The sequence below is a fragment of the Cupriavidus necator genome (assembly GCF_013141915.1).
Taxonomy (GTDB): Bacteria; Pseudomonadota; Gammaproteobacteria; order Burkholderiales; family Burkholderiaceae; genus Cupriavidus; species Cupriavidus necator_B.
In genome coordinates, this window is the sequence record NZ_SROX01000005.1 from 95463 (window position 1) to 120794 (window position 25332).

Annotated in this window: 20 protein-coding genes and 2 pseudogenes; 6 read left to right on the plus strand and 16 right to left on the minus strand. The window is 66.6% G+C overall.

Annotated features, from left to right (window positions below; all coding sequences use genetic code 11):
- Positions 1–85 precede the first annotated feature (85 nt).
- Positions 86–514 carry a hypothetical protein gene (locus tag E5S69_RS12090; RefSeq protein WP_171514888.1) on the plus strand — a complete coding sequence of 143 codons (429 nt, stop codon included), beginning with the start codon at positions 86–88 and terminating at the stop codon, positions 512–514.
- A gap of 130 nt (positions 515–644) precedes the next feature.
- On the plus strand, positions 645–2045 hold the full coding sequence (locus E5S69_RS12095; protein ID WP_171514889.1) for an FAD-binding oxidoreductase: 1401 nt from the start codon (positions 645–647) through the stop codon (positions 2043–2045).
- 13 nt (positions 2046–2058) lie between these two features.
- Here E5S69_RS12095 and E5S69_RS12100 read toward each other — a convergent pair.
- Together E5S69_RS12100 and E5S69_RS12105 are read right to left on the minus strand one after the other, a co-directional pair.
- A pseudogene (locus E5S69_RS12100) lies at positions 2059–2555 on the minus strand (hypothetical protein).
- 82 nt (positions 2556–2637) lie between these two features.
- Positions 2638–2942, minus strand: a pseudogene (locus E5S69_RS12105) (hypothetical protein); the annotation flags it as partial.
- A gap of 219 nt (positions 2943–3161) precedes the next feature.
- Between E5S69_RS12105 and E5S69_RS12110 the strand changes: the two are divergent.
- On the plus strand, positions 3162–4373 hold the full coding sequence (locus tag E5S69_RS12110; protein WP_171514890.1) for a CaiB/BaiF CoA transferase family protein: 1212 nt from the start codon (positions 3162–3164) through the stop codon (positions 4371–4373).
- A 23-nt stretch (positions 4374–4396) separates the two neighbouring features.
- Here the strand turns inward: E5S69_RS12110 and E5S69_RS12115 are convergent, their stop codons facing one another.
- The 6 genes from E5S69_RS12115 to E5S69_RS12140 all read right to left on the minus strand — a co-directional run bounded on the left by E5S69_RS12115 (position 4397) and on the right by E5S69_RS12140 (position 12154).
- Positions 4397–5761, minus strand: coding sequence for a sensor histidine kinase (locus E5S69_RS12115; RefSeq protein WP_171514891.1), 1365 nt, complete (start codon positions 5759–5761; stop codon positions 4397–4399).
- A 50-nt stretch (positions 5762–5811) separates the two neighbouring features.
- Entirely contained in the window at positions 5812–7062 is a 1251-nt protein-coding gene (gene cqsA, locus E5S69_RS12120) for an alpha-hydroxyketone-type quorum-sensing autoinducer synthase (protein ID WP_171514892.1), read from the minus strand.
- A 658-nt stretch (positions 7063–7720) separates the two neighbouring features.
- The gene (locus E5S69_RS12125) at positions 7721–8560 is read right to left on the minus strand and encodes an alpha/beta hydrolase (RefSeq protein WP_216621310.1); all 840 of its coding nucleotides are present in this window, start codon (positions 8558–8560) and stop codon (positions 7721–7723) included.
- 24 nt (positions 8561–8584) lie between these two features.
- The gene (locus E5S69_RS12130) at positions 8585–9952 is read right to left on the minus strand and encodes an MFS transporter (protein WP_171514893.1); all 1368 of its coding nucleotides are present in this window, start codon (positions 9950–9952) and stop codon (positions 8585–8587) included.
- A gap of 62 nt (positions 9953–10014) precedes the next feature.
- Positions 10015–10467, minus strand: coding sequence for a cupin domain-containing protein (locus E5S69_RS12135; protein ID WP_171514894.1), 453 nt, complete (start codon positions 10465–10467; stop codon positions 10015–10017).
- Complete coding sequence (locus tag E5S69_RS12140) at positions 10457–12154, minus strand: alkaline phosphatase family protein (RefSeq protein ID WP_336510588.1); 1698 nt, start codon at positions 12152–12154, stop codon at positions 10457–10459. The genes E5S69_RS12135 and E5S69_RS12140 overlap by 11 nt, the downstream gene beginning before the upstream one ends.
- 182 nt (positions 12155–12336) lie before the next feature.
- On the opposite strand from E5S69_RS12140, the gene E5S69_RS12145 reads away from it, so the two are divergent.
- Entirely contained in the window at positions 12337–13248 is a 912-nt protein-coding gene (locus tag E5S69_RS12145) for a LysR substrate-binding domain-containing protein (RefSeq protein WP_171514896.1), read from the plus strand.
- Between the two features lie 86 nt (positions 13249–13334).
- On the opposite strand, the gene E5S69_RS12150 is transcribed toward E5S69_RS12145, so the two are convergent.
- From E5S69_RS12150 to E5S69_RS12160, 3 genes are all read right to left on the minus strand, one after another.
- Entirely contained in the window at positions 13335–14534 is a 1200-nt protein-coding gene (locus E5S69_RS12150) for an acyl-CoA dehydrogenase family protein (RefSeq protein ID WP_171514897.1), read from the minus strand.
- Positions 14535–14575: 41 nt separating this feature from the next.
- Positions 14576–15574 carry a tripartite tricarboxylate transporter substrate binding protein gene (locus E5S69_RS12155; protein ID WP_171514898.1) on the minus strand — a complete coding sequence of 333 codons (999 nt, stop codon included), beginning with the start codon at positions 15572–15574 and terminating at the stop codon, positions 14576–14578.
- Between the two features lie 151 nt (positions 15575–15725).
- Positions 15726–16571 carry an IclR family transcriptional regulator gene (locus tag E5S69_RS12160; protein WP_423766623.1) on the minus strand — a complete coding sequence of 282 codons (846 nt, stop codon included), beginning with the start codon at positions 16569–16571 and terminating at the stop codon, positions 15726–15728.
- A 123-nt stretch (positions 16572–16694) separates the two neighbouring features.
- On the opposite strand from E5S69_RS12160, the gene E5S69_RS12165 reads away from it, so the two are divergent.
- Entirely contained in the window at positions 16695–17930 is a 1236-nt protein-coding gene (locus E5S69_RS12165) for a CaiB/BaiF CoA transferase family protein (RefSeq protein ID WP_171514899.1), read from the plus strand.
- Positions 17931–18095: 165 nt separating this feature from the next.
- Here E5S69_RS12165 and E5S69_RS12170 read toward each other — a convergent pair whose 3' ends face one another.
- Positions 18096–19064 carry a Bug family tripartite tricarboxylate transporter substrate binding protein gene (locus E5S69_RS12170; RefSeq protein ID WP_171514900.1) on the minus strand — a complete coding sequence of 323 codons (969 nt, stop codon included), beginning with the start codon at positions 19062–19064 and terminating at the stop codon, positions 18096–18098.
- Between the two features lie 60 nt (positions 19065–19124).
- Positions 19125–20630, minus strand: coding sequence for an argininosuccinate lyase (gene argH / locus E5S69_RS12175; RefSeq protein WP_171514901.1), 1506 nt, complete (start codon positions 20628–20630; stop codon positions 19125–19127).
- A 127-nt stretch (positions 20631–20757) separates the two neighbouring features.
- Here argH and E5S69_RS12180 point away from each other — a divergent pair, with 127 nt between their 5' ends.
- Positions 20758–21633, plus strand: coding sequence for a LysR family transcriptional regulator (locus E5S69_RS12180; RefSeq protein WP_171514902.1), 876 nt, complete (start codon positions 20758–20760; stop codon positions 21631–21633).
- 263 nt (positions 21634–21896) lie between these two features.
- Here the strand turns inward: E5S69_RS12180 and E5S69_RS12185 are convergent, their stop codons facing one another.
- From E5S69_RS12185 to E5S69_RS12195, 3 genes are all read right to left on the minus strand, one after another.
- Positions 21897–22325, minus strand: a complete 429-nt coding sequence (locus E5S69_RS12185) for a hypothetical protein (protein WP_171514903.1) — start codon at positions 22323–22325, stop codon at positions 21897–21899.
- Between the two features lie 557 nt (positions 22326–22882).
- On the minus strand, positions 22883–23074 hold the full coding sequence (locus E5S69_RS12190; protein WP_018310244.1) for a hypothetical protein: 192 nt from the start codon (positions 23072–23074) through the stop codon (positions 22883–22885).
- A gap of 797 nt (positions 23075–23871) precedes the next feature.
- Complete coding sequence (locus E5S69_RS12195; RefSeq protein WP_171514904.1) at positions 23872–25302, minus strand: aldehyde dehydrogenase family protein; 1431 nt, start codon at positions 25300–25302, stop codon at positions 23872–23874.
- Positions 25303–25332: the final 30 nt, after the last annotated feature.

Sequence of the window (25332 nt, forward strand, 5' to 3'; positions counted from 1 at the left end):
TCCTATGGTAAGGTCGACGCGATGATTGCATGGATCGTGAGTGATGCATGGTCGACATCCACGTGCATCTGGAGAATGAGGCAGCGTGAGTAATTCGAAGGAACCGCGGCGCAAACAGCTGGCGGACAAAGTCTCGCTCAGCCGGACGCTGCGCCTGAGCGTGCCGGCCGAGGCCAGGCCCGCGCCGGTCAACAGAAGAGACTGGCTGCGGCAGCGCAAGGAAACATTGCAGGCCGCCCGCGCCACCGCCCGGCAAAGACGCGACCTGTTGCGCGCCGAAATCCTGTCGGCTGCGCAAGACGTCGCCCGGGAAGAGCGCGTCGCCGCGCGTCTCGAAGCCGACCGTCTCAAGGCCGAAGCCAGGACCGACCGCACCAACGCGCGCGAAGACGCGCGCGCCGCGGCAACGTTCGAGCATGGCCAATCCCCCCGCCCCGCGTCAAAACGAAAGACGCTGTCCAAGGAGACCAGCAAGTTGGTCTCTTACGCTGATCTGCTGCGCATGCGCGATTGACGCGTGCACGTTTGCCGGCCGCGCGCCGCGAAGCGTCCGAACAAAGCATTGCATCGCCTTGCCAATCAGTCCACGATGGCTGGCAGGGCGCGTGGCTGCGCGCACGTCCAATGGCTGCAGGAGACGGAAAATGCAAGCGCAACCTCATCGGCGTGGGCAGAATGGACTTCCCCTGGCGGATCTGGAGCCGCTCCGGCGAGCGCTGCACGGCCATCTGGTCCTGGATGGCGATCCCGACTACGAGCAAGCGCGCCGCGTGTGGAACGGGGCCGTGGACAAGTATCCGGCGCTTGTCATCTATTGCGCGGATGCGCACGATGTCGGCGCCGCGATCCGGTTCGCGCGGTCGGCCGCCATGCCGCTGGCGGTACGTAGCGGCGGGCATAACGTGGCGGGCTTGTCGGTGTGCGACGGCGGCGTGGTCATCGATCTGTCGGCGATGAAAGGCATCGACGTCGATGCCGGGCGCCGCGTGGCACGTGCCGAAGCAGGCCTCAACCTGGGCGAGTTCGATCGCGCCACGATGCGGCACGGACTCGCTACCACGATGGGGGTCAATAGCGACACGGGCATTGCCGGGCTGACGCTGGGCGGCGGCTTTGGCAAGCTCGGCCGTCGCTACGGACTCAGCTGCGACAACCTGCTCGCCGCCGAGATCGTCGCGGCCGACGGCGCACTCCGCATCGCCAGCGAGCAAGAGAACCCCGATCTGCTGTGGGCACTTCGCGGCGGGGGCGGCAACTTCGGCATCGTCACCGCCTTCCATTTCCGCCTGCATCCGATCCCGTCCCACCTGCTGACATACTCCGTGCGTTATCGATGGGCCCATGCTCCCGAGGCGTTGCGCCAGTATGGAGTCTTTGCCTGCGGTGCGCCGGACGAAGTGTGTGCCGATGCGGCGCTGGTCACTGACGCATCGGGCGAACGGTACTTCAGTGTATCCGCCTGCTACGTGGGTCCCCTCGAAACGGGACGCGAGGCGCTGCGGCCATTGATCGATTCCGGCATCCCGGGCGAGGCCACGCTCGAGCCCAGGACCTATCTCGCGATGCAATCGTCCAATGACAGCGTTTTTCCACGGGGGCGACGGTATTACTGGAAAGCGCAGTTCCTGCAGCGCATCGACGGCGAAGCCATTGCAGCCATGCTGGCCGAATATGCGCGCACGCCTTCGGTCTCGTCGCTACTGGTTCTCCAGCATGTCGGCGGTGCGATCGCCCGCGTGCCGAGCGGTGCGACCCCATACGTGAACCGCGACGCGAACTTTGATTGCTTCCCCATCGCCATCTGGGACGACCCGGCCGAGGATGACAAGCAGATGGAATGGGCACGCGCGATGTGGCAGGCCGTTCGTCCGTTCTCGACCGGAGGCGTGTACGCCAATAACCTCGGAGACGAGGGGAAAGACCGGGTGAGGGCGGCGTATGGCGAGAACTACGCCCGTCTCGTCGAGATCAAGCGCAAGTACGATCCTGACAATCTGTTCAGGATGAATCAGAACATCGATCCGGACGACGGGCTGGCAACGTAGCGGGCAAGGCTGCCTAGCGGATCCTGTCGAACCCGCTGGCGGCCCAGCGCTCGGCGCTGTCGCGCGTCAGGCGGAAGTCTGGGCGCACCTTGATGGTCGCAAGGACCTCGCCGAAGGCGTCTTCGGCCGTGAGCGTGCCGAAGGTTCGAACTCGTCGGGCGTGATGGCCAGCTTCACGGTCACGGTGCCCGATTCGGCCTCGAGGCTGACCTGCTTGTTGAGCTGCGCGTGCAGTTGCTGCTCATGGCGCCGGATCACTTCCGACGCGGTCTTGACCAGGGTCTGGTGGGCGGTGGCATCGAGCGGCTTCGGGTCCACCTTGTTGCGCCCCATGGTCCAGGGGCCGACCAGCGCCGGCTCGGCGCTGCCGTCGCGGATCATCTCGACCGCCCAGCCGTCGCCATCCTCGTTCTTGATCACGCGGGCGGTCCAGCCCTTGTCGCGCCACAGGCGCGGTTCATGAATGGCTGAGGATTCTTGCCCGGGCAGCGCGTCGTCGGTGTGTTGCATCAATCTCGTGGTACGGGGTGCGGAACCCGCGAGGATACTATAGGGGCCGGCACCAGGCCGCGCCCGCGTGCACGCGGCGGGCTCAGGGGCGCAGGAACAGGGACTGCCTGATGATGGCGTGGACGCCCCAGTTGCCGTTGACCACCTGCGTGATGCCGAAGTCCACCGCCACCGAGATCAGCGTGACCGCCTCGTCCTCGCTCAGCCCCCTGACGGTCATCAGGAAACGGCGTGTCCTGATCAGGCAGTCCTGTGCCGGCGCTCGGCGATCACGCCGAAATGCGGGCGGATCGGGATCTCGATATCGCGCAGCCCGTCGTGATCCTTGACGATGGTGTCCTGATCGACCGGAGCGCCGGGATAGTTGGTCGTAGGATGCACCACGCCGATTCCCCCCAATCTCTTGTGTTGCCGCGCACTAAGTAAGGTAAACCCTCCGTGGCCGATCCAAAGTTGGCTTGGGGCAGCGGAGTGTTAATTTTTGATTGACACCGTGTCAACGATCCATGGAATTGTCGACCAGGCCTTGACAGTGCAAAATCCGGGCGAAGCCCGGGCCGATCCATCGCATGCCCGAGAAAGACACACACACAAGGAGATCGCCGGATGGCTGATACCAACAATTCCCGCCTGCCGCTGGCCGGCGTGCGCGTGCTGGACCTGTCCCGCGTGCTGGCCGGACCGATGTGCACGCAGGCGCTGGGCGACCTGGGCGCGGAGGTGATCAAGGTCGAGCACCCCGGCCGCGGCGACGATACGCGTGACTGGGGCCTGCGCGTCGGCACGCGCAACACGGCCTACTTCAACAGTGCCAACCGCAACAAGCAGTCCATCGGCATCGACCTGCAGCAGCCCGAGGGCCAGCGCATCGTGCGCGAGCTGGCGGCGAAGTGCGACGTGCTGGTGCAGAACTTCAAGTTCGGCGGCATCGACAAGATGGGGCTGGGCTACGAGGCGCTGAAGGCGATCAACCCCGGCCTGGTGTATTGCTCCATCACCGGCTACCGCAGCAACGGCCCCGAGGCAACCCGCCCCGGCTATGACCTGGTGGTGCAGGGCGAGGCCGGGCTGATGGCGCTGAATGGCGAGGAAGGGCAGGGGCCGCTGAAGTTCGGCACGGCGGTGGTGGATATGTTCACCGGCATGTATTCGGCGCAGGCGGTGCTGGCCGCGCTGTACGACCGCCAGCGCACCGGCCAGGGGCGCCACGTGGAAATGGCGCTGTATGACTGCGGCTTGATGATCACGGCCTACTATGGCCTGGAGGCGCTGCTGATGGGCGACGACCCGCCAAAGTACGGCAACGCCCATCCGTCCATCGTGCCGTACGGCGTGTTCGACGCTGCCGATGGCCCCCTGGTGATCACGGTCGGCAACAACGCGCAGTTCCAGCGCTTCTGCACCGAGGTGATCGAGCGCCCGGACCTGGCCACCGACGAGCGCTTCGCCACCAACACCGGCCGCTCGGCCAATCGCCAGGCCCTCCTGCCGGAGCTGCGCGCCGAACTGGCACGCCGCCCGCGCGAGCTGCTGCTGGCGCGCCTGGGCGCGGCCGGCATCCCGTGCGGCGAGGTGCTGGGGCTGCTCGAGGCCTTGCGCTCGAAGCGCTCGGCCGAAGCCGGCTTGCTGGCCGAGCTGCCCAATCCGGAAACCGGCCGCGTCGAGGTGCTGGCGCCGCCGTACCGGCTGGACGGCGAACGGGTGCCCGTGCGCGCCGCGCCGCCGCTGCTGTCGCAGGATACGGAGCGCGTGCTGGGCGACCTGCTGGGCATGGATGCCCAACAAGTCGCCGCGCTGAAGGCTGCCGGCGTGGTGTAACGGCCCGCGCGGGCCGGCAGGTATCAGTTGTGCGTCAAGGGCCCGTCAGGCCGCGGCAGTTCCGGCCGCTGCGGCTCGGGCCATTTTTCCTTGCGCGGGAAGCGCATGTCGAACTCGGTGAACACGTGCTCCTCGGAGCGGCAGCTGATGGCGGCCCCCCAGCTGCCGAGCACTTTCTGGCAGAACGCCAGCCCGATGCCGGTGCCGCGATGCGCGGGGTAGGAGAAGAAAGGCTGGAACATCCGCGCCAGCACTTGCGGCGGCACGCCCGTTGCGGTGTCGCGGAACAACACGTGGACGGCATCCGCCCGCACTTCGCAGCGGATATGGATGGCGCCCTTGCCGGCGCGCCGGATGGCTTCCAGCGCGTTCTTCAGCAGGTTGGTCGTAACCAGCCCGAACAACTGGGCGTTGCCCATCACGTAGGCGCGGCCGGGCAGGTCGAGCGTGACCCGCTCCTGGTCGCCGTGCTCGAACGGAAAGCGGCCGACCGCGTCCCGAATCACCTCGCCCACTTCGAACAGGGCCTGCGTGGCGTTTTCCGGGTTCTTGGAGTTGGCGACCAGCAGTTCGATGCTGTTGCTGATATGGGCCAGGTCTGACTCCATCCGGGCCACGGCCTGCATCAGGTCGTCGCGCTGCGGCGTGTCCTGGTCTAGCGCCGCGGGCAGCCGGGCCTTGAGGCCCCTGGCGGTCATGGCCAGGCTGGTCAACGGCGTGCGCAGCTCATGCGCCACGGTTGCCAGCGCGGCGGCCATGCCGCGCCGCTTCTGTTCAGCCAGCAGCTGGCGGTCCATCTTGATGACCACCAGCACCGCGATGACGAAGCCGATCACCGGCAACTGCAGCAGCACCGGTTCCCACGGGATGCCGCCCATGGTGTTGCCGGCCAGCACGAACAGGGCAATCGCGGCCGCGGCGCCCGAGAACAGGGCAATGGTCGCGAAGGCGGTGTTGAAGTGATACAGGATCACCACCGCGATGATCACCGATTCGGCCCACACCATCGAGCCGCCATTCTCGAGGTAGAAGAAGATAAAGGCGAACGGCAGGCCTACCGTGATGGCAAAGAGCGCATAGGGCGGCAGCCAGCGCCGCCCCGAGAACGCCGAGGCGAACAGCAGCGGCACGAACAGCGCGGTGCAGGCCAGGCGCAGCCACAGGTTTTCATAGGGCTGCGGGAACACGTAGGACCAGATCACGTAGTACAGCGGGTGTCCCACCACGCCCAGCGCGCCCACCATCTGGATCCGGCGCAGGCGGATGACGCTTTCCTCGTCCAGTAGCGTCGCCCGCGCGGCGGTCTCGAACACGGCCTGCCACGCCTGGCGGGCCAGCCCGGCCAGGGTGGTGCGGCCGTCCTCCGCTTGCGCTACCTTTGCATCCATCTCCAGGGCTACTCCTCGCGGATGCCTGCCAGCGGCCCGCTTGTGGGATTCTAGGACTTGCGCCGGGCCCGGCGCGTCGAGGACCACTCGTCCAGCCTGACTTCGTCGCGGATGCTGGCGAGCACCCCGACCAGGCGGTCGATTTCGCCGGCGCCAAGTTTCGCATGCAGCGTAAGTCGCATCAATGCCCGGTTCTTCGGCGTGGCCGGCGCACAGAATACCGCGCCGAAGATGCCGCGGCGCTGCAACGCGTCGCGCAGCACCTTCACCTGCGGCTCGCTGCCCGCCTCCAGCCCGATAATCTGTTCGGAACCCTCGCTGATGTTGTAGCCCAGCGCGGCAATCGCAGCCCGGGTCTCGCGGGTGATGGCATGCAGGCGCGCCCGGCGCTCATCCGCCGCGGCAATGAAGTCCGTCGCCGCGTCGAACCACGCAATCTCATGGCGCAGCAGCCCGGAGCTGAAAATGGCCGGGCGCGATTCCACTGCGAAGAAATCCTTGAAGGCCGTGGAGCAAGCCACATAGCCGGCGCGGCCGGCAAAAGCCTTGGCCAGCGACGCGGTGCGGAAATGCACGCGCTCCGACAGCCCGAGCGCCCGCACCAGGCCGCCGCCGCGCGGGCCGTGGGTGCCCAGCGAGTGCGACTCGTCCACCACCAGCACGCTGCCGGACGCTTCCGCCAGCGCGACATAGTCTGCCAGCGGCGCCACGCTGCCGGTGGTGCTGTAGACCGAATCCACCATGATCACGCCCGGGCCGAAGCGCTCCAGCTGGCGACGCACGTGCTCGCAATCGTTGTGGCGCACCGCCACCGCTTGCGCGCCCGCGGCGATGATGCCTTCCCACAGCGAGGCATGGCCGTTCATGTCGATATAGACCGGAATGCCGGGGCCGGCAATGCACTGCACCAGGCCCACGTTGGCGGCCCAGCCGGACTGCGCGATCAGCCCGTCCTCGGCCTGCATCAGGTCGGCGATCTTGCGCTCGACCCGGCGTTGCGGCGTATCGCCGTGCAGGAACACGGAGGACATCAGCAGCTCCGGCGCGTCATCGTGAAAGGCCCGCGCCTGGGCCTGGACCAGCGTGGCTTCGCCCAGCAGGCACAGGTAGTCGTTGCTGCTGAGGTGCAGCGCGTCGGGTCCGGGGGGAAGGCCGTGCAACAGGTGATCCCCGCCCCAGAGCTTGCCCATGCGCTCCTCGAAATGCTGTGCCATGCGCGTCGTGATCCAGGGCGGCAGCACAGGGGCTTTGGTACGAGGGGCAAGGTGCCTGGCGCGCTCAGGCTCGGCTTCGGAGAGCATCGGTAGTCCTTCAACAGGTCGGGTGAGAATCGGAGGGAAACTGGCAAGGCTTGCATGGCGCTTGCGCTAATGCCAGCCGCCCATGCGTGGGGGTTGCCGGGCGCTCCGTTCCCCGTGGCGCGCCGTCCTCCCGGCCCGCCCGGGGGATTCCATGATGTAGCGACCACTGTGCCAGTCTTAGCTAACGATTGTGACGGGACTTCCACCAATCCAGCGTCTGTTCGAAGGCGGGCGGCGATTTCAGCATAGCCGGCGGCAAGCGCCCGGACGGCAGCGATCGGCGCCGGTTACGCACGAGAATGGTGCGGGTACAGGGATTGGTGTGATGTGTTCTGCGCAAAGGAGCCAATCCCGAGGGCGCTGGTCAGCGCGGACGAGAATTTCCTGGGGCAGGCAATGCGGCCAGCGGGGGGCTCGTCTGGTATGCCAATGGCAAGGCCGTTGAAAGCACTGCGGCTGGCGAGGCCTTGGCGCGGCAGGGGCCGATACTGTCTGTCGGCACCGGGCCGGGCCGGGAAGAGTGAGGCCGCCACAGCCGCGGAGGCACGGCGGGCTCAGGCAACGCAGTTGCCCGGCTAGTTGCCGGAGCCTGCCCGGGAAAGATGACTTCCGGGCGGACTGAGGGCTGGAGAAGTGCCCGTGGTGGTTTGCATGGGCGTCAACCCAGCGCTTGGTCGAGCAAGGCGCCAATCCGACCGAACAATGCGGTGTCCGGCTCCGTGAACTGCTGCAGCACGCTGAAATGGTCGGCACCCGGTGCGACCTCCAGCGCCGCGTCGTTGCCGGCCTGCTGCCAGCCCTTGCACATGTGCCGGCTCTGTTCGACGAATGCCAGCGTCTCATCCGCGCCCACGGCAAACAAGGCCGCCGGGCAGCCCGGCTTCAGCCGGTGCAGGGGCGAATGCGCCGTAGCGCTTGCGGTGTCCAGCATCAGGTTACGGTTCAGCGAGGTGCCGACCAGCGGTGCGAGATCATAGATGCCGCTGAGTGCCACGACGCCCGCGATGGCAGGCGTGGGCGCATGCGGGCGGCCTGCTTGCGCCAGGGCCAGTTCGACCGCGATATGGCCGCCGGCCGAGTGCCCGGCCAGCACCAGTGGCGGCGAGTGCTGGCCGTCGATGGCGGCATACGCGCCGATAGCCCCGATCGCGGCGCTGGCGGCTTCGATCAGCGCGCCGAGCGAAACGGCCGGGCACAGCGGATAGTTGACCAGCGCGACATGCAGCCCGAGCCGGGTGAAGGCCGGCGCGATGAAGCGGAATGACGCCTTGTCCCGCGACTGCCAATAGCCGGCATGGAAGTAGGCCAGCGTTCCCCTTGGCCGTCCTTGCGCCACAAAGAAGTCGAAGCGCTGGCGCGGCGCCGGTCCATAGGCGAGGTCGAGCCGGCAGTTCCCGGTATGGATCGCCGCGGCACTGCGTGCCTCGAAGCCGGCGAGCAGCGCCGCAAAGGTTGGCCGGGACTGCCCGGCCACATACTGGAATTCAGCGTCGGTCATGAGGGCGATGGGCTGGCGCCGTAGCTATTCAGCGGCGTGCTGCTGCAACAGCGTAGCCGTGCGCTCCGGATTGATCAGCATCACAGCCGCAAGACCGGTAACGAGCAGCAGCAGGCCAGTTAGCGAAAATGCAAGGTTCAGCCCTTGCGCAAGCAGTGCCGTGTCACCCGTGCCGCCACTGGAGGCGACGTACCCGGCTTTCTGCACCAGCCAGCCGAACACGGCGGGCGACAGCACGCCGCCGATCGAGGCGATGCCGACCATGGTGGAGATGACGGCAGCCCGCTGGCCAGGATTGACGGCATAGGCAACCGCCGTCGGGGCCATCGGAAAGACCAGGAATGCACCCCAGCCGACCGTCGTCAGCGCCATTGCCAGCAGGCCGGACGTGTGTGGCAGCCATAGCAGGCACGCGCCGGAAACCACCAGGGAGGCGCCGAACAGGCCAGCTACGGCCACCCGTGCGGTGCCGCCATTGCGCATGAGGTGGCGGCCGGCAAAGCCCAGCACCACGAGCAGGACGGTGCCGAACAGCCAGGGCAATGCGTAGAACAGGCCGACCCGTGACGCCTCGACGCCGAGCACGCCGCCGATGTACTGCGGCACCCAGGTGGTCATGGCGCCCTGCGCCCAAAAGCAGGAAAACCCCGCCAGCGTGGCAGCCAGCCACATCCTGCAGCCGAACACGCGCCGCAGCGGCACGGACTTGAGTTTCTCGGTGGTGGAACTTGCCACATGCCCGCCCTCGCTGGCGCCGTGGCCGCTCCGGTAGGGACCGTCCTTGCCGATGCAGGCCCAGGCGATGCCCCAGGCGATGCCGGCCATGCCGAGCAGGCCGAAGGCCCAGCGCCAGCCCAGCGCTGGCGAGGCGATGACCCAGGACAGCACCGGCGCGGCGATGGCGGCACCGATGGTGGGCCCGATGGCGATCAGGTTGCTGGGCAGGGCGCGGTCTTCGGCGGGGAACCAGCTGTGCGTGGCGTGCAAGGCAACTGGCAGCGCAGGCCCTTCGCCCGCACCCAGGATGATCCGGCAGACCAGCAGCACGGTGGCGCTGCCGCCGGCCAGGATCGGGAACTGGACGGCGGCCCACACCATGGTCAGCGCCAGGACCAGCCAGCGGCTCGATATGCGGTTGGCCAGGAACCCGACCACGATCGCACTCAGGCTGAACAGGAAGAAGAAGCTGCTGCCGATGAAGCCGAATTCGACCGGCGTCAGTCCCAGCTCGGCCATCGCCGGCTTGGCCACCAGGCCGAGCACGGCCTTGTCGCCGAAGTTCAGCACCATGAAGAGCGTAAGCATCGCCGTGACGCCCCAGGCCTTGCGCCGCGTCGCGGCCGCCACATCGATCGCGCTGACCGCGACGCCGTCATTTGCCAAGGTATTCATTGCATCGAACCTCCGGTTATCAAGCCTGGGTGACGTCCATACCTGCTGGGTGGGCCGGTGTGCTAGGGCGCGGCCGAGACCGGGGGAAGAAACACGACATCGTAGTCGCGCGCGACGCGCATCACTTCTGAGGGACTCGACATGTTGTGGATGCGGCGATAGAGCGAAAGCAGCTTGCCGGCAGGCGAGGCCCAGAACAATGCCGTGACGGGTTTGCCGGAGTTATTGAAGAAGGCGTGTGGAATGCCGCGCGGCATGCGCACAAGGTCGCCGGCGCTGGCTGATGTCTTGTTGTCGCCAAGCAGCAGGTCGATCTGCCCGTCGAGCATGAAGATGTATTCGTCCTGGTGCGGGTGCACATGCGGCGGCACGAAGGTCTCCACCGGAAAGGTGGCGTGCCAGGCGATGCTGTCGGCGCTTATCTGTTTGGGCACGTAGACCTGCCCGAGAATGTTCCACGATACACCATCGATACCCGTCTGGGTGCGCGTGATGTCGGGCGTTTCAGTCATCATGTTCGACTCCTTGAGGATGGGTCAGGCGGTCCAGGGTGGACTTGACCAGCGGATTGCTGGATGCGAAGCGGGGCTTGAAAGACTGGCGCGCATGCGCCAGGTCGGCTTCGTCCCAATAGCCGATCAGGATGCCGCCTTCGGAGATGCGCGGCTGGATCTCGGTGGACTCGATGGTGCCGTCTGCAATCGTGACGCGCTGGCGCGGCTGCCGCGCCCAGCGGAACAGGGCCTCGTGCAGCCGCGCGCGCGCGGCCGCATGCTCCGGGTGGTCCGAGGCACCGAGATCGTCGAACTCGTTCGGGTCGGTGGCCAGGTCGAACAGCATCGGCCGGTAGTGCTCGAACAGCACGTATTTCCAGCGGCCGTCGGAGATCATGCGCATCCATGCATCGCGCGGCCCGGTGCCGAGCGCGATGCGCGAGTCCTGGAACGCGAAGTCGTATTCGCAGACCACATGCTCGCGCCAGCCGGCAGGGCGCTGGCCGAACAGCAGCGGGCGCAGCGAGCGGCCGTCGATGACATGCGGCACGGCCTCGCCACCGTAGACGTCCAGGAAAGTCGGGGCCAGGTCGACGGCCTCGACCAGTGCGTCGCAGCGCGTGCCGCGGGTGGCGTCGGCGCGATGGTCGGGGTCATAGATGATCAGCGGGGCGCGGATGACGGGTTCGTGGAACAGGTCTTTTTCACCCATCCAGTGGTCGCCCAGGTAGTCGCCATGGTCGCTGGTGAAGACGATCATGGTCGAGTCCATCAGGCCGCGTGCTTCGAGAAAGGCGAACAGCACGCCCAGCTGGTCGTCGATCTGCTTGATCAGGCCCATGTAGCCGGGCATCACCGCGTCGCGCACGCCGTCCTGCGAGAAGGTGCGCGAGACCCGGTGGTCCATCATCGCCGCATAGACCGGGTGGGGGGCGTGGCGCTCGGCTTCCGAGCGGACCACCGGCAGCGCATCCTCCGGCTGGTACATGCTGGCATAGGGCTCGGGCACGATGTAGGGCCAGTGCGGCTTGATGTAAGACAGATGCAGGCACCACGGCTGGTCGCCGGCATCGCGGATGAAATCCATCGCCCGCCGCGTGATATAGGGGGTTTCGGAATGCTCGTCGGGCACGCGCGCCGGGCGGTTCGAATACTTCAGGAACCAGCCCGAGCGAAGCGTACCGTCGTCGTCGACAGTCGAATTGGCCCAGCTTTCCCAGGGGTTATCGCCATCGAAGCCCTGTTCGCGCAGGTAGGCGTTGTAGGCCGGGTCCGGATCGTGGCCCGAATACGGATGGATGCCGTCGTCGCGCTCGTACGGATCGAAGCCGCATTCGGCAATGCGCACGCCGATCTGCGAGGCGGGGTCGATGCCCAGGCGCGACATGCCGGCCAGATCGGCACGCATGTGGGTCTTGCCCACCAGCACCGAACGCACACCCAGCGGCCGCAGGTGGTCGCCGATGGTCATCTCGCCGGCCTTGAGCGGCACGAAGTTCCAGCTCGCGCCGTGCGCATGCACATAGCGGCCGGTGTAGTAGCTCATGCGCGAAGGGCCGCACACCGGTGACTGGACATAGGCACGGTCGAAGATCACGCCACGCGCGGCGAGACTGTCCAGGTTCGGCGTCTTGAGCGCGGGATGGCCGAAGCAGGACAGGTGGTCGGCGCGCAACTGGTCGCACATGATGAAGAGGATGTTCTTCACTCGCTTTTGCAAGGGACGCTCCCGAGGTGAGGGGAATGACGGCATCTCGGCGGTCGCGCCGGCGGGGGGGCGCGCGGCCAACTGTGCCGACTTGGGCGAATCGTAGATGGCCGCCCGCCAAAAATCGCATCACATTTGGCTAAGTCGATTACCATGGGTTATCGCCCCCGCGGAGAGCGCCTGTGCGCCTTCAACACCTGCACCTGCTGCTGGCCATCGCCCAGACCGGCAGCCTGCGCGCCTCGGCGCAGGTCCTGAACGTCACGCAGCCCGCCCTGACCAAGGCGCTGCGGCAACTGGAAGAGGAATTTGGCGCCGCGCTCGTGCTGCGTACCCCCAAGGGCGTGCGGCTGACGCCTGCCGGCGAGTTGCTGGCAGCGCGGGCCGGCACCGCGGTGCGCGAACTGGAGCGTGCGCGGGAGGAAGTGGCATGGCACTTGCGGCATGCCGAGGCGCAGGTGACCGTGGGCTTGTCCCCGGTGGCAGCGATCCTGCTTGCACCGGGCGCGGTGGCGCGCTTCGGCGCCAGGTGGCCGCAGGTCAGGCTGCGTGTGCGCGATACCCTGTACCCGCGCGCACTGGAACAGGTCCGCGCCGGCGAGCTGGACCTGGCACTGGGTCCGTTGCCGACGGAAGGGGCGGGGCGCGCGCTGCTGGTACTGCCGCTCTTCGACAGCCAGATCGTCATTGCCGCGCGGCGCAGCCATCCGCTTGCACGCGTGAAGACGCTGGCGCGACTGGTCGACGCCGACTGGGTGCTGACCGGCCCTGCGGGCGGACCCGGCGATCCGCGCAACCTGCGCTTCGATCCCGCCGAAGACCGCACCCCGCAGGTAAGGCTCGAATGCGAATCCTTCGCCACGCTGCTGGCACTGATGCCCCGGCTGGACGTGATCGGGATCATGCCCAAGGGCTTCTTCGAGCGCTACGGGCCGGCCATGGACCTGATCCAACTGCCGCTTGCGGACGCGCTGCCAAGCACCACCATCCATGCCCTGTACCGGGCCGACACGCCGCTGACTCTGCCGGCGCAGCGATTGCTGGAGGCCTTTATCGCGGAAGCGGCGGCGCAGCGCAATCTCGTGCCGCGTTGAAGGCGACAGTGAGGCCGTCGCTGCAGGGGTGTCCCCGGGGGCGCGTCAGGTCTTCTTCGGCGTGCCGCCGCCCGGCACGGGGCATGTCATTCGACCTTGCGTTCCATCAGCCTGCCGCCACCGGCAACCAGCGCCGCTGCGCGCGCCTCCACCGTCCGGCGCGCGATATTGAGCTGGTGGATCTGCGTGGTGCCTTCATACAGCCGGAACAGCCGCACGTCGCGATAGAAGCGCTCCGCCACGGTGCGCGCCATATACCCGCTGCCGCCGAACACCTGCACCGCGCGGTCGGCCACGCGGCCGGCCATTTCCGAGGCGAACAGCTTGCACATCGACGCCTCCATGGTCACGTCCTCGCCGGCATCGCGCCGGCGCGCGGTGTCGAGCACCAGCGCGCGCGCCGCATGCAGTTCCGTGTTGCTGTCGGCAATCATCTGCTGCACCAGCTGGTAGTCGGCAATCGGCTTGCCGAACTGGCGGCGCTGCGCCGCGTAGCGGACCATCTCGTCGACCAGCCGGATCGCCGGCCCCACGCACAGGCCGGCCAGGTTGATGCGCTGCTTGTTCAGCGCCTTCATCGCGGTCTTGAAGCCGACATTGGGCTTGCCGCCGACGATGGCGCTGGCGGGCACACGGCAATCCTTCAGGTAGACATCGCCCACTGGCGAGCCGTGCTGGCCCATCTTGCGCTCTGGCTCGCTGGTGCTCAGTCCCGGCGTGCCGCGTTCAATCAGGAAGGCGCTGATGCCGTGCGCGCCCGGCGTATCGGGGTCGGTGCGGGCGAACACGGTGAACAGGTCGGCAATCGGCGCATTGGTGATAAAGCACTTGCTGCCGTTCAACACGTAGTGGTCGCCGTCCTGCCTGGCCGTGGTCTGCAGCGCGGTGGCATCCGAGCCGGCCTCCGGTTCGGTCAGCGCGAAGCAGCCGGTCATCTTGCCCGACGCCAGCTGCGGCAGGTAGCGCTGGCGCTGCGCTTCGGTGCCGTCGGCCACCAAGGACTCGGACGCGATGCCGGTGTTGCCGCCGAAGCGGGCGCGGAACACCGTGGCGGCTTGCGACACCTCGATGTTCACCTGCGCCAGCTCTTCCGTGGTCAGGCCGGCGCCGCCGTAGGCTTCCGGGATGCTGTGGCCGAACAGGCCGAGGCCGCGCATCTGCTCGACCACGGGCTCGGGGATGACGTCGGTGCGGTCGATCTGCGCTTCGAGCGGGATGCAGGTTTCCAGCACGAAGCGGCGGAGTTCGGCAAGCAGCGCTTGCTGGCGGGCGGGGTCACGGATCATGGAAGGGTTCGGGTGAGTTGAACGTGTTGGGGGTTGCGCGGTTACTGTGCCGTGATGCCGGCGGTCTTCAGCACGCCGGTCCATTTTTTGGTTTCGGCATCCAGGAAGCGCTCGAACGCGGCGGGGGGTTGCGGGGCCAGCTCCATGCCGAGCTCGGCCAGGCGGTGCGCAGTGTCGGGGTCGGCGGTGGCGCGCGCGGCGGCGTCGGCCAGCTTGCGTACCACCGCGTCCGGCGTGCCCTGCGGCGCCACCAGCCCGAACCATGCGCCCACTTCATAGCCCGGCAGCTGCGCCGCCTCGGCCACGGTGGGCACGTCCGGCAGCACCGCCGTGCGCCTGGCCGAGGTCACGGCCAGCGCGCGCAGCTTGCCGCTTTGCACCTGCTGGCGCGCAATGGCGGAGGTCAGCGCCATCATCGAGACGCGCGCGCCCAGCAGGTCGCTCATGGCCTCCGGCTGGCCCTTGTAGGGCACGTGGGTCAGCTTTACGTGCGTCATCTGCGCCAGCAATTCCGCAGACAGATGGTTCGAGGTGCCGACGCCCGCGCTGGCGTAGGTCAGCGTGCCGGGCTGCTTGCGTGCGGCATCGAGCAGTTGCGGCAGCGTGCGTAGCGGCGATGCGGCCGGCACCACGATCACGTTGGGCACCGCGCCGATGCCGGCCACGGCGCGGAAGTCCTTGCCGCTCTTGCCCTGGATCGACGGATTGAGCAGCGGCCCGACCACGTAGCTGGGGCTGACCGCCAGCAGCGTATAGCCATCGGCGGGCGACCTGGCGACAACGTCGGCACCGATGGCGCCGCCGGCGCCGGTCTTGTTCTCGACGATCACCGCTTGCTTCAGCACCCTGGCCATGTTTTCGGCGGTGATGCGGGTGACCGAGTCGACCACGCCGCCCGCCGAGAACGGCACGATGATCCGCACCGGGCGGTCCGGGAAGCGAGCGGCGTTGTCGGCGGCGGCAAGCGTAGCCGCAGGCGTCAGCGCGGCGCAGGCCAGCATGCCGGCGGCGAGCCGGCGCAATGGGTAAAAGGCATCCATCTTGTCTCCTTGGTTGCCTGCGCCGGAACGTTGCCGGGCGCAAGGTCAGTCTCTTGCAGGCCTCTTGCGGGCCTCTTGCGGGCCGCTGGTCATGCTTCTGCCGGCGGCATTGCCAGCAGGCTGCGCTGCCGCGCCACGGTCCCGTAACGGGTCAGCGCGCGCAGCTCAGTTCGATCTGCCGCACCGCTTCGCGCAGCCGGGGCGCCACCTGGCGCTCCAGCATGTTGTCGCGATTGCGCGATGCCGCGATGGTGCAGTTCAGCGCGAACGGGTCCTGGTGCAGCGACTGGCGCAGCGGCGCCGCGATCGCGTGGATCTCGGGCCGCCACTCGCCGCGGCTCAGGCAATAGCCGTGCGCGCGGAAATGCTTCTGGTCGTCCGCCCACATCTGGCGCTCCTGGTTAAAGCGCTGCGGGTCCTCCACCCGCAGCCGGTTCAGCAGCGCCGTGCGCTCGTCGGCGCTGCAAGCCAGCAGCACCGCGCGACCGATTGCGCTGGCCAGCAGCGGCCGGCTGCTGCCGATGTCCGGCTGGTAGAGGTTGCCCGGGTCCAGCCGGCAACTGTCCACGTAGACCACCGACAAGCGCTCGCGCATGCCCAGGTTCACGGTGCAGCCGGTTTCGCGCGCGATCGCTTCCATGTAAGGCCGGGCCACCTGGCGGATCGCCAGCCCAGCCAGCATGGGGTAGGCCAGTGCCAGCACGCCGGCGCCAAGCCGGTACTTCTGGTTGCCCGGCACGCGGCTGAGGAAGCCGAGCAGCCCCAGCGTATAGGTCAGCCGCGACACCGTCGCCTTCGGCAGCCCGGTGCGCGCGACGATGTCCTGGTTGCCCAGCACCGGGCTGGATGGCGTGAACGCCCGCAGCACTTCGAGCCCGCGCGCCAGGTTGGTCGCGAACTGGCGGTCGGTCGCCAGGGCGTCTTCGCTGGCCAGGCCTGGCAGGGGCAGGAGTTCCGGGTTGCGGTCCATGCGGTGCGGTGGTTGCTTGGGTTCCATGCTGGGATCCGGAGAAGGGGGCGTCAACGTTGTAGCACGACCGTTCCGCACAGCGAAACCGTACTTGCGCCCGGCCGCCCCGCCTGCCACCTTGCAGCGGACAACCTGCCGCCGGAGACCCACATGCCAGACCCCCTCGCCCCAGTTGTATCGTCTGAATCACTCGCCACCGGCCCACTCGCCGGGTTGCGCATCCTCGACATGGCCACCGTGGTGGCGGCACCGTTCTCCGCCACGCTGTGTGCCGACATGGGCGCCGAGGTGGTCAAGCTGGAACTGCCCGACGGCAGCGATCCGCTGCGCGGCCTGGAGCCGGTCACCGACCATCACGCGCTGTACTGGAAGGTGACCAACCGCGGCAAGCGCGGCATTTCGCTGGACGTGCGCACGCCGCGCGGCCGCGAGCTCTTCCTGCGCCTGCTGCCGGGCTTCGACGTGCTGGTGGAAAATTTCCGCACCGGCACGCTGGCACGCTGGGGGCTGGACCTGGACACGCTGCACGCGGCCAACCCCAGCCTGATCGTGCTGCGCCTGACCGGCTTCGGCCAGACCGGGCCGGACGCGGCGCGGCCGGGGTTTGCCCGCATCTTCGAAGCCCGCAGTGGCTTCACCAACCTGGCGGGCACGGCGCAAAGCGGGCCAATGCATATGAATTACCCGGTGGGAGACATGATCGCCGGCGTGTTCGGCGCCTTTGCGATCGCCACCGCGGTGGCGGAGCAGCGCGCCAGGCCCAGCCAGCCCGGCCGCGAGATCGACCTGGCCGCCACCGAGGCACTGTTCCGCCTGCTGGATCCGCTTGCCATCGAATACGAACAGCTTGGCCATGTGCGCCAGCGCGCCGGCAACCGCACCACCTACGCCGCGCCGTCCAACATGTACCGCACCGCCGACGACACCTGGGTCACCGTGGTGGCCTCGTCCGACGCCACCTTCCGCCGGCTGGCCGAAGCCATGGACGTGCCGCAACTGGCGCAGGCACCGGAGTACACCACCAACGCCGGCCGCGTGCGCCATATCGAAACACTCGATGCCAGCATCGCGGAATGGTTCGCCGCCCAGCCCTATGCCGCGGCAGCGGCACGGCTGGAACAATGCCAGGTGCCGTTCAGCAAGGTGTTCAGCATCGCCGATATCGTCAACGACCCGCAGATGGTGGCGCGCCAGGCCGTCGTGCGGCTGCCCGATGCGGACCTGGGCACGGTGCCGGCGCCATGCGTGGTGCCGCGCTTCTCGGGCTATGCGCCGCCGTCACCGCGTACCGGGCCGGATGTGGGCGAGCACAATGCGGAGGTGTACGGGGAGTTGGGGATTGGAGCGGAAGAGCTGGGTCGGTTGCGGGATGAGGGAGTGGTCTGACACATTGGTCCGATGGCGCCCCGCTCCATGACCGAGCCTCGCCTGGCGTTCCTTGACCAGAATGAATGGGAAAACTGGTTGCCGCAAAACGGCGATACACGCCAGCAACGACGGGGAGGCGGGCCTGGGCCGCCGGCGCGACCTTGGCGCGCCACCAACGCCCACTCAATCAATACTCGCCCCCGACGCCCTCACCAGCTTGGCCCACTTGTCCGTATCGCGCCGGATCAGTACCGAGAACTGCTCCGGCGTCGAAGCCAGCGGCGCGGCCCCGGCCTGCACCAGCTTGTCCCGCATCGCCTTGTCCTGCGCGATACGCGCGATTTCCTGCGACAAGCGGCTGGATACCTCGGGCGGCAATCCGCGCGGACCGACCACGCCGAACCAGACATCCGCCTCATAGCCCGCGATGCCTGCCTCGGCCATGGTCGGCACGTCAGGCAGGGCCGGCGAGCGCGTGGCGCTGGTCACGGCCAGTGCGCGCAGCCGGCCGGCTTTCACATGCGGCAGCGAGCCAGGCAGGTTATCGAACATCAGTTGCACCTGGTTGGCAAGCAGGTCGGCCATCGCCGGGCCGCTGCCCTTGTAAGGCACGTGCACGATCTCGACGCCCGCCATTGACTTGAACAGCTCGCCCGACAGATGGTTGGTGGTGCCATTGCCGGCCGATCCCATATTGAGCCTGCCGGGATTGGCCTTGGCATAGCTGACAAGCTCGCGCACGTTTTTTGCCGGCACGTTCGGATTGACCACCAGGATGTTGGGCACGCCGGCGAACAATGCCACCGGTGAGAAATCCTTCTGCGGATCGAACGGCAGCTTCTTGTAGAGGGTGGCGTTGATCGATTGCGTCCCCACCGTGCCGAACATCAGCGTGTAGCCGTCGGCCGGCGCCTTGGCCACGAGGTCGGAGCCGATGGTGCCGCCGGCGCCCGGCCGGTTGTCCACCACCACCTGCTGGCCGAGAGTTTCGGACAAGCGGGTGGCCAGTACGCGGCCAAGCAGGTCGGTGGTGCCGCCGGGCGGGAAGGGCACCACCATGCGGATGGGTTTGTCGGGGTAGGGGCCGGCTATGGCGAGGCTCGTCGCCAGCGTCAGACATGTGGCAGCCAGGGCATGGGCAATGGTTTTCATGGGGGCGGGTCTCCGTGGGACAAGGATAAGGGCAACGCCGGCTGCGAGGTGCGGTGCGTTTCAGCTTTGCGATGCGAGGTGGCCGACCGAGCGCTTCAGCGCCGCGCGCGCGGCGTCGAGGCGGGTCCGGATGGCGTCGAGGTGTTCGCGCGCGTGGCGCGTGGCGGCGCGCTGCGCGGCGACGTTGTCGCGGACCAGTACCGGCGCGGGGCCGCCGGCGGCCATGCGCGCGGCGACGCCTTGTTCGGGATCGAGGCAGCGAGCAACCGCGGTAGCATCCAGACCGGCCTCGCGGCCGGCCACGCGCACCGCGGCGGCATCGACCATGTCGGCGCTGATCGCGTCGGCGGGCAAGTGCTGGTCGAGCGCGTCGCGCACCACGGCACCGACGATGTGGTGCGCCTGGCGAAAGGACATGTCGGCCTCGCGTACCAGCGCATCGGCCAGGTCGGTCGCGGTGGAGAAATCGCGGCGCGCGCGCGCCAGCATGCCGGCGCGTTGAGGTGTGGCGTTGGCGATGACCAGACGCAGCAGAGACAGGCAGCGCAGGCATTCGTCGCCGGCCTCCCAGAAGCCGCGCATGCTCTCGCGGTTGCCGTCGCCCGAGTGTGTGAAATGGCTGCCCTTGAGCGCCGCCAGCGCGCCGGTCAACAGGCCGATCATGTGCCCGCCCTTGCCCTTCAGGTATTCCAGGACGACCGGGTTCTTCTTCTGCGGCATGATGCTGGAGGTGCCCGCGACGCTGTCGGGGAAGTCGATCAGGCCGAACTCGGGCGTGGCCCAGACGTACAGGTCCTGCGCCACGCGGCCCCAGCTCACCGCGCCGATGGTCATCGCCGCCTGCAGCTCCCAGGCAAAGTCGCGCGAGGCTACGGCGTCCAGCGAGTTCGGCGCATAAGTGGAAAAGCCCAGCCAGTGCGCCGTTGCCGCGCGGTCGATCGCGAACGCGGTGCCGGCGAGCGCGCCGGCGCCAAGCGGGCAGGCATCCAGACGCGCCAGCGCCTGCTCCATGCGCGCGATATCGCGGCCGAGCGACTCGGCAAAGCCGGCGAGGTAGTAGCCATAAGTGATCGGCTGGGCGGCCTGCAGGTGCGTATAGCCAGGCATCACCACCTCGGCATGCGCGTCTGCCTGCTCCAGCGCGACCGTTCGCACCGCCAGCATCGCTTCCAGGAGGTCCAGCGCCAGGTCGCGTGCACGCAGCCGGTCATGCGTGGCCAGGATGTCGTTGCGGCTGCGCGCGACATGCAACCTGCCGCCAGCGTCGGCCCCGGCCATCTGCATCAGGTGCGCTTCATAGTTGAAGTAGGCGTCCTCGCGCGCGGGATCCAACGGCACGGCGGCAGGACCCTCGGCTTCGATGCGCAGCAGTGACTGCGCCAGCACCGCGGCCACGTCCGACGGGACCAGCCCGGTGCCATGCAGCATCAAGAGGTGGGCCTGGTTGATATCGGTCAGGTAGCGAAAGCCGCTGCCGAACTCGCGCATCAGGCGGGGCAGGTAGATGTGCTCGCATACCTCGGCGGCGGTCGCCTGGGTCAGGCGTCGGCTGACTTTGGATTCCATGCTGTGTGATCTCCGAAACAATGGAGCCAGTATGGAAATCCGCTGTATATATCGTCAAATCAGTATTTTGGTCCATCCCATACGGATTTGATATGCTGCATGCAAGCCGCTGACCCCAACCGTCGCCATGAACTACAAGCAGATCGAAGCGTTCCGGGCCGTCATGCTGACGCGCTCGATGACCGAAGCCGCCGCCCAGCTCCATACCTCGCAGCCCAACATCAGCCGCGTAATCGGGCAACTGGAACGCGAGGCGGGCTTCCGGCTGTTCGAGCGCGTCGGCAACCGGCTCGCGCCGACGGACGAAGCCGAGGCCTTGTTTCTCGATGTGGAGCGCTCCTTTGTCGGCCTTGACAGCCTGCGCGCGTCGGCCCGTTCGATCCGTGAATCCGGCGTGGGCACCCTGCGCATCGGCACCGTGCCGTCGATCGCGATGAGCGTGATGCCGCAGGCCATCCTGGCCTTCCGGGAGCGCTATCCGGACGTGCCGATCGCCGTGCATACGAACGATTCGCCCACGGTGGCCAAATGGACCGCGGCGCGCTTCTGCGATATCGGGCTGGTGTCGTACATGGCCGAGACTACCGGCATCCGCAGCAAGCTGCTGCGCCGCGAGGACGGCGTGTGCATCGTGCCGGCGACGCACCGGCTGTCGCACAAGCGCCGCATCCACGCCAGCGACCTCGATGGCGAGCGCTTTATCTCACTGACCCATGGCGATGGAACTCGCACAGCGGTTGACGCCGTGTTCGTGCCGGAGGATCGGCGCGTGCTGACACTGGAGACGCCTTACGCGGCGACCATCTGCACAATGGTGGGTATGGGGTTGGGGATCAGCGTGGTCAACCCGCTGGTGGTGCGCAGCCTGAAGCCGTCGGGTGTCAAGGCGATTCGGTTCGAGCCGGTCGTCGCTTTCGAGAGCCACATCCTGTTCAATCCTCAGCGGCCGGTCCCGGCGCTGGCGCAATGGTTTCTGGAATGCCTGCGGAAGGTCACCAGATAAGGCTTCTGGATCTAATTTGCGGATCGGCTCCTGTAGAGATTGCGCTTGGGCGCGTACGTGCACACGCTCACGGCGCCAGCCGTGGTTCTCCGAGTGAGATCCGTCATGCGTGGTGACAGTCCTGGTTCAATCAAGGCGCAGGCTATTGCGTCCTTATACGCCACGATCGCGGGCAGATTTCCCTTGTAGGAAAAGCCATCACGTACGCGACGGTGCGCGAAGCCTTGTGATGCCGGTCCTTATCTCGGATTGCCCGCCTGCTGTTACGCCATTTCACTGGCAGCTTCGCCAGCCAGCGCGACTTCCGTGTCGTCGGTCACCGCGTTTTCGGCTATCGCGTTATCGTCTTCGGAAACCATGTTGCCCAGGCCGATGACGACCGTGATATTCGGCGTCCAGTTCTTGCGGTCGGTGCTGACTTCGGCAAACGTGGTCACCGTTGCGGTGTAGCCCTGGGCTCTAAGGTCGTTGGCCAGCCTTTGCGCGCGCGTTTCTAGCGCGGCTTGCGGATTGTCTTCATTGATGTCGAGTACCAGTCTGGTCTCGAATTCTTCCTTGCCCCTCTGGATTGCCGTTTGCATTGCCTTGAGTTGCTTGTTCGCGAGCGCGACGAGTCTGCTGTACCTGGTCTCTTCCTGGCTAGCGCGCAATGCCTTGGCGGCGTTGATGATTTCGGTGCGGTCCACGAACATAATTACCTTTCGAGGTGAAGGAGAGAAAGCGCAGGCGCCGCACGGGCTCGACTTCAGGAGCAAACTTTTCCGGGCTGCGACGACCACTGTATAAATATACAGTAATCGCAGGCTGACCAGCAAGAGGGCAAACGGTGAAGGTCCCTGACAGCGGAAGATTGACCTCTCCTGGCTTCGGCTGAAGCGGGGTAGCTGGTAGGGCCGGATTCAGGCTGTTGTGCAAGATCAGCCGTTGGGGGCGCAACCGGCTGTTTGCGTCCAAACGTCATGACAAACCAAATTGAGAGGAGCCGACCGGCGCCTTACGACCCTTCTTTGACCGCGCCGAGATTAATGTCCGTTGACAGGATAGGAGCCGCCAGAAGCCAGGCCGGTCGCTAGGCGCGACTTAACAACAAAAAGCTACGGAGTAGCCGCCGAACGCGCATGGGCTACGGCGGCATCACCCCGTCGGGCTGATGCACATCTGCTGATAGGCGCTGCCGGCGCCGACATCGCCAATGGACGCCGGCCGACCAACGCACGATGGCAAGAAGTCGGCGGGCAAGGCGCTGCGGTCAGTACTTCGGGACTGGGCGAGCGCCACCTGCCCAGTCATGCGTGTACTGATAGACGTTCTGGATGTAGTCTGCGAGGCGCTGGTCGATCTGGCCACCCTTGATGGCGGACATTTCGACGCAATCCAGGACTTCGATGGCCGGCAGGTCATGAATGACAATGGTCGCGCGTTCGTTGGTTTGGGTAGCCATGATGAAGCTCCTTTGCTCAGGTCGAGTTAGTGAGCATTGGATGTAGCGAGTTGCCGTGTCCCTTGCTCACTAGTCTTATCGCATGTTGCGTGCCAGTGTCTTGGTGTGCGTACGTCGCCACGGATTGGGCCCACTGGGAGCGATAGGTGACGATTCGACTACCGTGATGTGGGTGGGAAACCAACAGACGCTGTCTCTACGTTGGGCCGTACCAGACGGTTCCGATGGAGTGAGATTCTGGTGGGCGACATCGTGAATCACGACGCCGGCCTTCAGCGCCTTCACCTAGTCCATAACCGTGGTCCGGAGTGCCGTGCGCAAGGTCCTCTCGTGGACCGGCAACGCTGGCTGCCCCGCCTCTTGCAGATGTTTCGCAATGAGGCGCATCGTCGTGGACTTGCCTGAACCCATAATGCCCTCGACGATCACAAGCCGATGCGCGGTGGAAGGGTCTGCACTGCCAGACGTCGTCGAACTCATCATTTTCGCAATCGGTTCCTTGGAAGGACACCTACGTCAGGCCGTACGTGCGGGACTGTCGACAATTTTCATGCCGTTGCCGAATTCTGCTAATGGCCGGGTGCGGCCCGACGCCGAGTACAACTTAGCGCTCCTCCTTGGACCGGTTCGCGCAGGGCAGAAGACGACCCATGTCTTCTCGATGACTTTTCCTGGTAAGACGCATTTACTTAGCGTGCGGCCTCGGGTGGCTCACCGCTGAATCGTTGTCATGTGCGGAGAGGCTGGCGTGCATCGCCTACAGATCGAGCCGATTCACCAGCCGTTGCCAACAATCATTAAGCCTGCGCCGACTCCATCATCAAGGTCTTGGGCTCCAGGTACGCACTGATGCCCCATTTCCCCATCTCGCGACCCAGTCCGGAATGCTTGAAGCCGCCAAACGGCGCGCGCGGCTCATGGAAGAGCGTGTTGACGAGCACGCGGCCCGCATCGATCTGCCGGGCCATGCGTTCGCAGCGCTCGATGTCCTTGCCAAGCACGATCGCGCTCAGGCCGTAGCTAGTGTCATTGGCGATGGAGACAGCTTCGGCATCGTCGGTGTAAGGGATGATGGTGAGGACAGGCCCAAAGATCTCCTCGCGCGCAATGCGCATCTGGTTGCTCGCGTTCGTGAAGAGTGTGGGCTTGACGAACCAGCCCCTGTGCAATCCGTCGGGTCGTCCTTCGCCACCGGCCAGCAACGCTGCGCCTTCATCCATGCCAATGCGGATGTAGTTCTGCACCCGTTCCCATTGCCTGGCGCTCACCATTGGGCCGATCTCGGTGTCAGCTTGGCGCGGATCGCCGGATTTGACGTGTGAAACCGCTTCCCTTGCGATCTGCTCGAACTCCGCAAGCCGATGGCGCGGCACCAGAATGCGGGTCCCGGCAATGCAGGCCTGGCCGCTGTTGAGGAAGCCAGCCTGGAGCACGAGCGGCATGATCTCGGCGAAGTCTGCGTCATCGAGCACCACCGTGGGCGACTTGCCGCCCAGCTCCAGCGTCACACGCTTCATGGTGACGGCCCCCGCGCTCACCAGCCGCTGACCGACGGCGGAAGAGCCGGTGAACGAGATCTTGGCGATGCCGGGGTTGCGCACGATCTCTTCGCCAACCACGTCGCCGCGGCCATTGACGATGTTGAACACGCCGGGCGGGAGGCCGGCCGCGTGCAGGGCCTCGGCCACGATCTGCGTCTGCATTGCGCTCATCTCACTGGGCTTGATGACGGCTGTGCATCCAGCGGCCAGCGCCGTTGCCAGCTTGTTGCAGATAAACCCGGCGTTGCTGTTCCAGGGCGTGATCAGGCCCGCGACGCCAACCGGCGTCATCACAACACGTGCGGCGCCAGCGCGCTCCTCAAACTCAAACGATTCCAGCGCGTCGATAGCTTGTGCAACGGTCTGGGCCGGATACTCCGCCATCCAGCGCGAGCGCACCGACGGCGCACCATATTCGGTCACGATGGCCTGCAGCAGTTCCTCCTCGCGCTCAGCGATGGCCCGGTGCATGCGCCGCAGCGCTGCAATGCGTTCCTCGCGCGTGGTGCGTGACCAGGTGGGGAATGCTGCCTGCGCCGCAGCAATTGCGCGTTGCGCGTCCTTCTCGTCGCCAAGCCGAACCTGGCCAATGATCTCTTCCGTGCTCGGGTTGTGCAGATCGAACCATTCCTGGCCGTGCGGCGTCACGAACTCGCCATTAATGTAAATGTGATCAATGCATTGCATGTCGTTTCCTTTGGAATGACTGGCGGCGTA

Excerpts from the sequence above, each read along its gene's own strand:
- E5S69_RS12095 (WP_171514889.1), top strand. The coding sequence starts at position 645 with ATGCAAGCGCAACCTCATCGGCGTGGGCAGAATGGACTTCCCCTGGCG.
- E5S69_RS12110 (WP_171514890.1), top strand. The coding sequence starts at position 3,162 with ATGGCTGATACCAACAATTCCCGCCTGCCGCTGGCCGGCGTGCGCGTG.
- E5S69_RS12115 (WP_171514891.1), bottom strand. The coding sequence starts at position 5,761 with ATGGATGCAAAGGTAGCGCAAGCGGAGGACGGCCGCACCACCCTGGCC.
- cqsA (WP_171514892.1), bottom strand. The coding sequence starts at position 7,062 with ATGCTCTCCGAAGCCGAGCCTGAGCGCGCCAGGCACCTTGCCCCTCGT.
- E5S69_RS12125 (WP_216621310.1), bottom strand. The coding sequence starts at position 8,560 with ATGACCGACGCTGAATTCCAGTATGTGGCCGGGCAGTCCCGGCCAACC.
- E5S69_RS12130 (WP_171514893.1), bottom strand. The coding sequence starts at position 9,952 with ATGAATACCTTGGCAAATGACGGCGTCGCGGTCAGCGCGATCGATGTG.
- E5S69_RS12135 (WP_171514894.1), bottom strand. The coding sequence starts at position 10,467 with ATGATGACTGAAACGCCCGACATCACGCGCACCCAGACGGGTATCGAT.
- E5S69_RS12150 (WP_171514897.1), bottom strand. The coding sequence starts at position 14,534 with ATGATCCGTGACCCCGCCCGCCAGCAAGCGCTGCTTGCCGAACTCCGC.
- E5S69_RS12155 (WP_171514898.1), bottom strand. The coding sequence starts at position 15,574 with ATGGATGCCTTTTACCCATTGCGCCGGCTCGCCGCCGGCATGCTGGCC.
- E5S69_RS12160 (WP_423766623.1), bottom strand. The coding sequence starts at position 16,571 with ATGGAACCCAAGCAACCACCGCACCGCATGGACCGCAACCCGGAACTC.
- E5S69_RS12165 (WP_171514899.1), top strand. The coding sequence starts at position 16,695 with ATGCCAGACCCCCTCGCCCCAGTTGTATCGTCTGAATCACTCGCCACC.
- E5S69_RS12170 (WP_171514900.1), bottom strand. The coding sequence starts at position 19,064 with ATGAAAACCATTGCCCATGCCCTGGCTGCCACATGTCTGACGCTGGCG.
- argH (WP_171514901.1), bottom strand. The coding sequence starts at position 20,630 with ATGGAATCCAAAGTCAGCCGACGCCTGACCCAGGCGACCGCCGCCGAG.
- E5S69_RS12180 (WP_171514902.1), top strand. The coding sequence starts at position 20,758 with ATGAACTACAAGCAGATCGAAGCGTTCCGGGCCGTCATGCTGACGCGC.
- E5S69_RS12185 (WP_171514903.1), bottom strand. The coding sequence starts at position 22,325 with ATGTTCGTGGACCGCACCGAAATCATCAACGCCGCCAAGGCATTGCGC.
- E5S69_RS12190 (WP_018310244.1), bottom strand. The coding sequence starts at position 23,074 with ATGGCTACCCAAACCAACGAACGCGCGACCATTGTCATTCATGACCTG.
- E5S69_RS12195 (WP_171514904.1), bottom strand. The coding sequence starts at position 25,302 with ATGCAATGCATTGATCACATTTACATTAATGGCGAGTTCGTGACGCCG.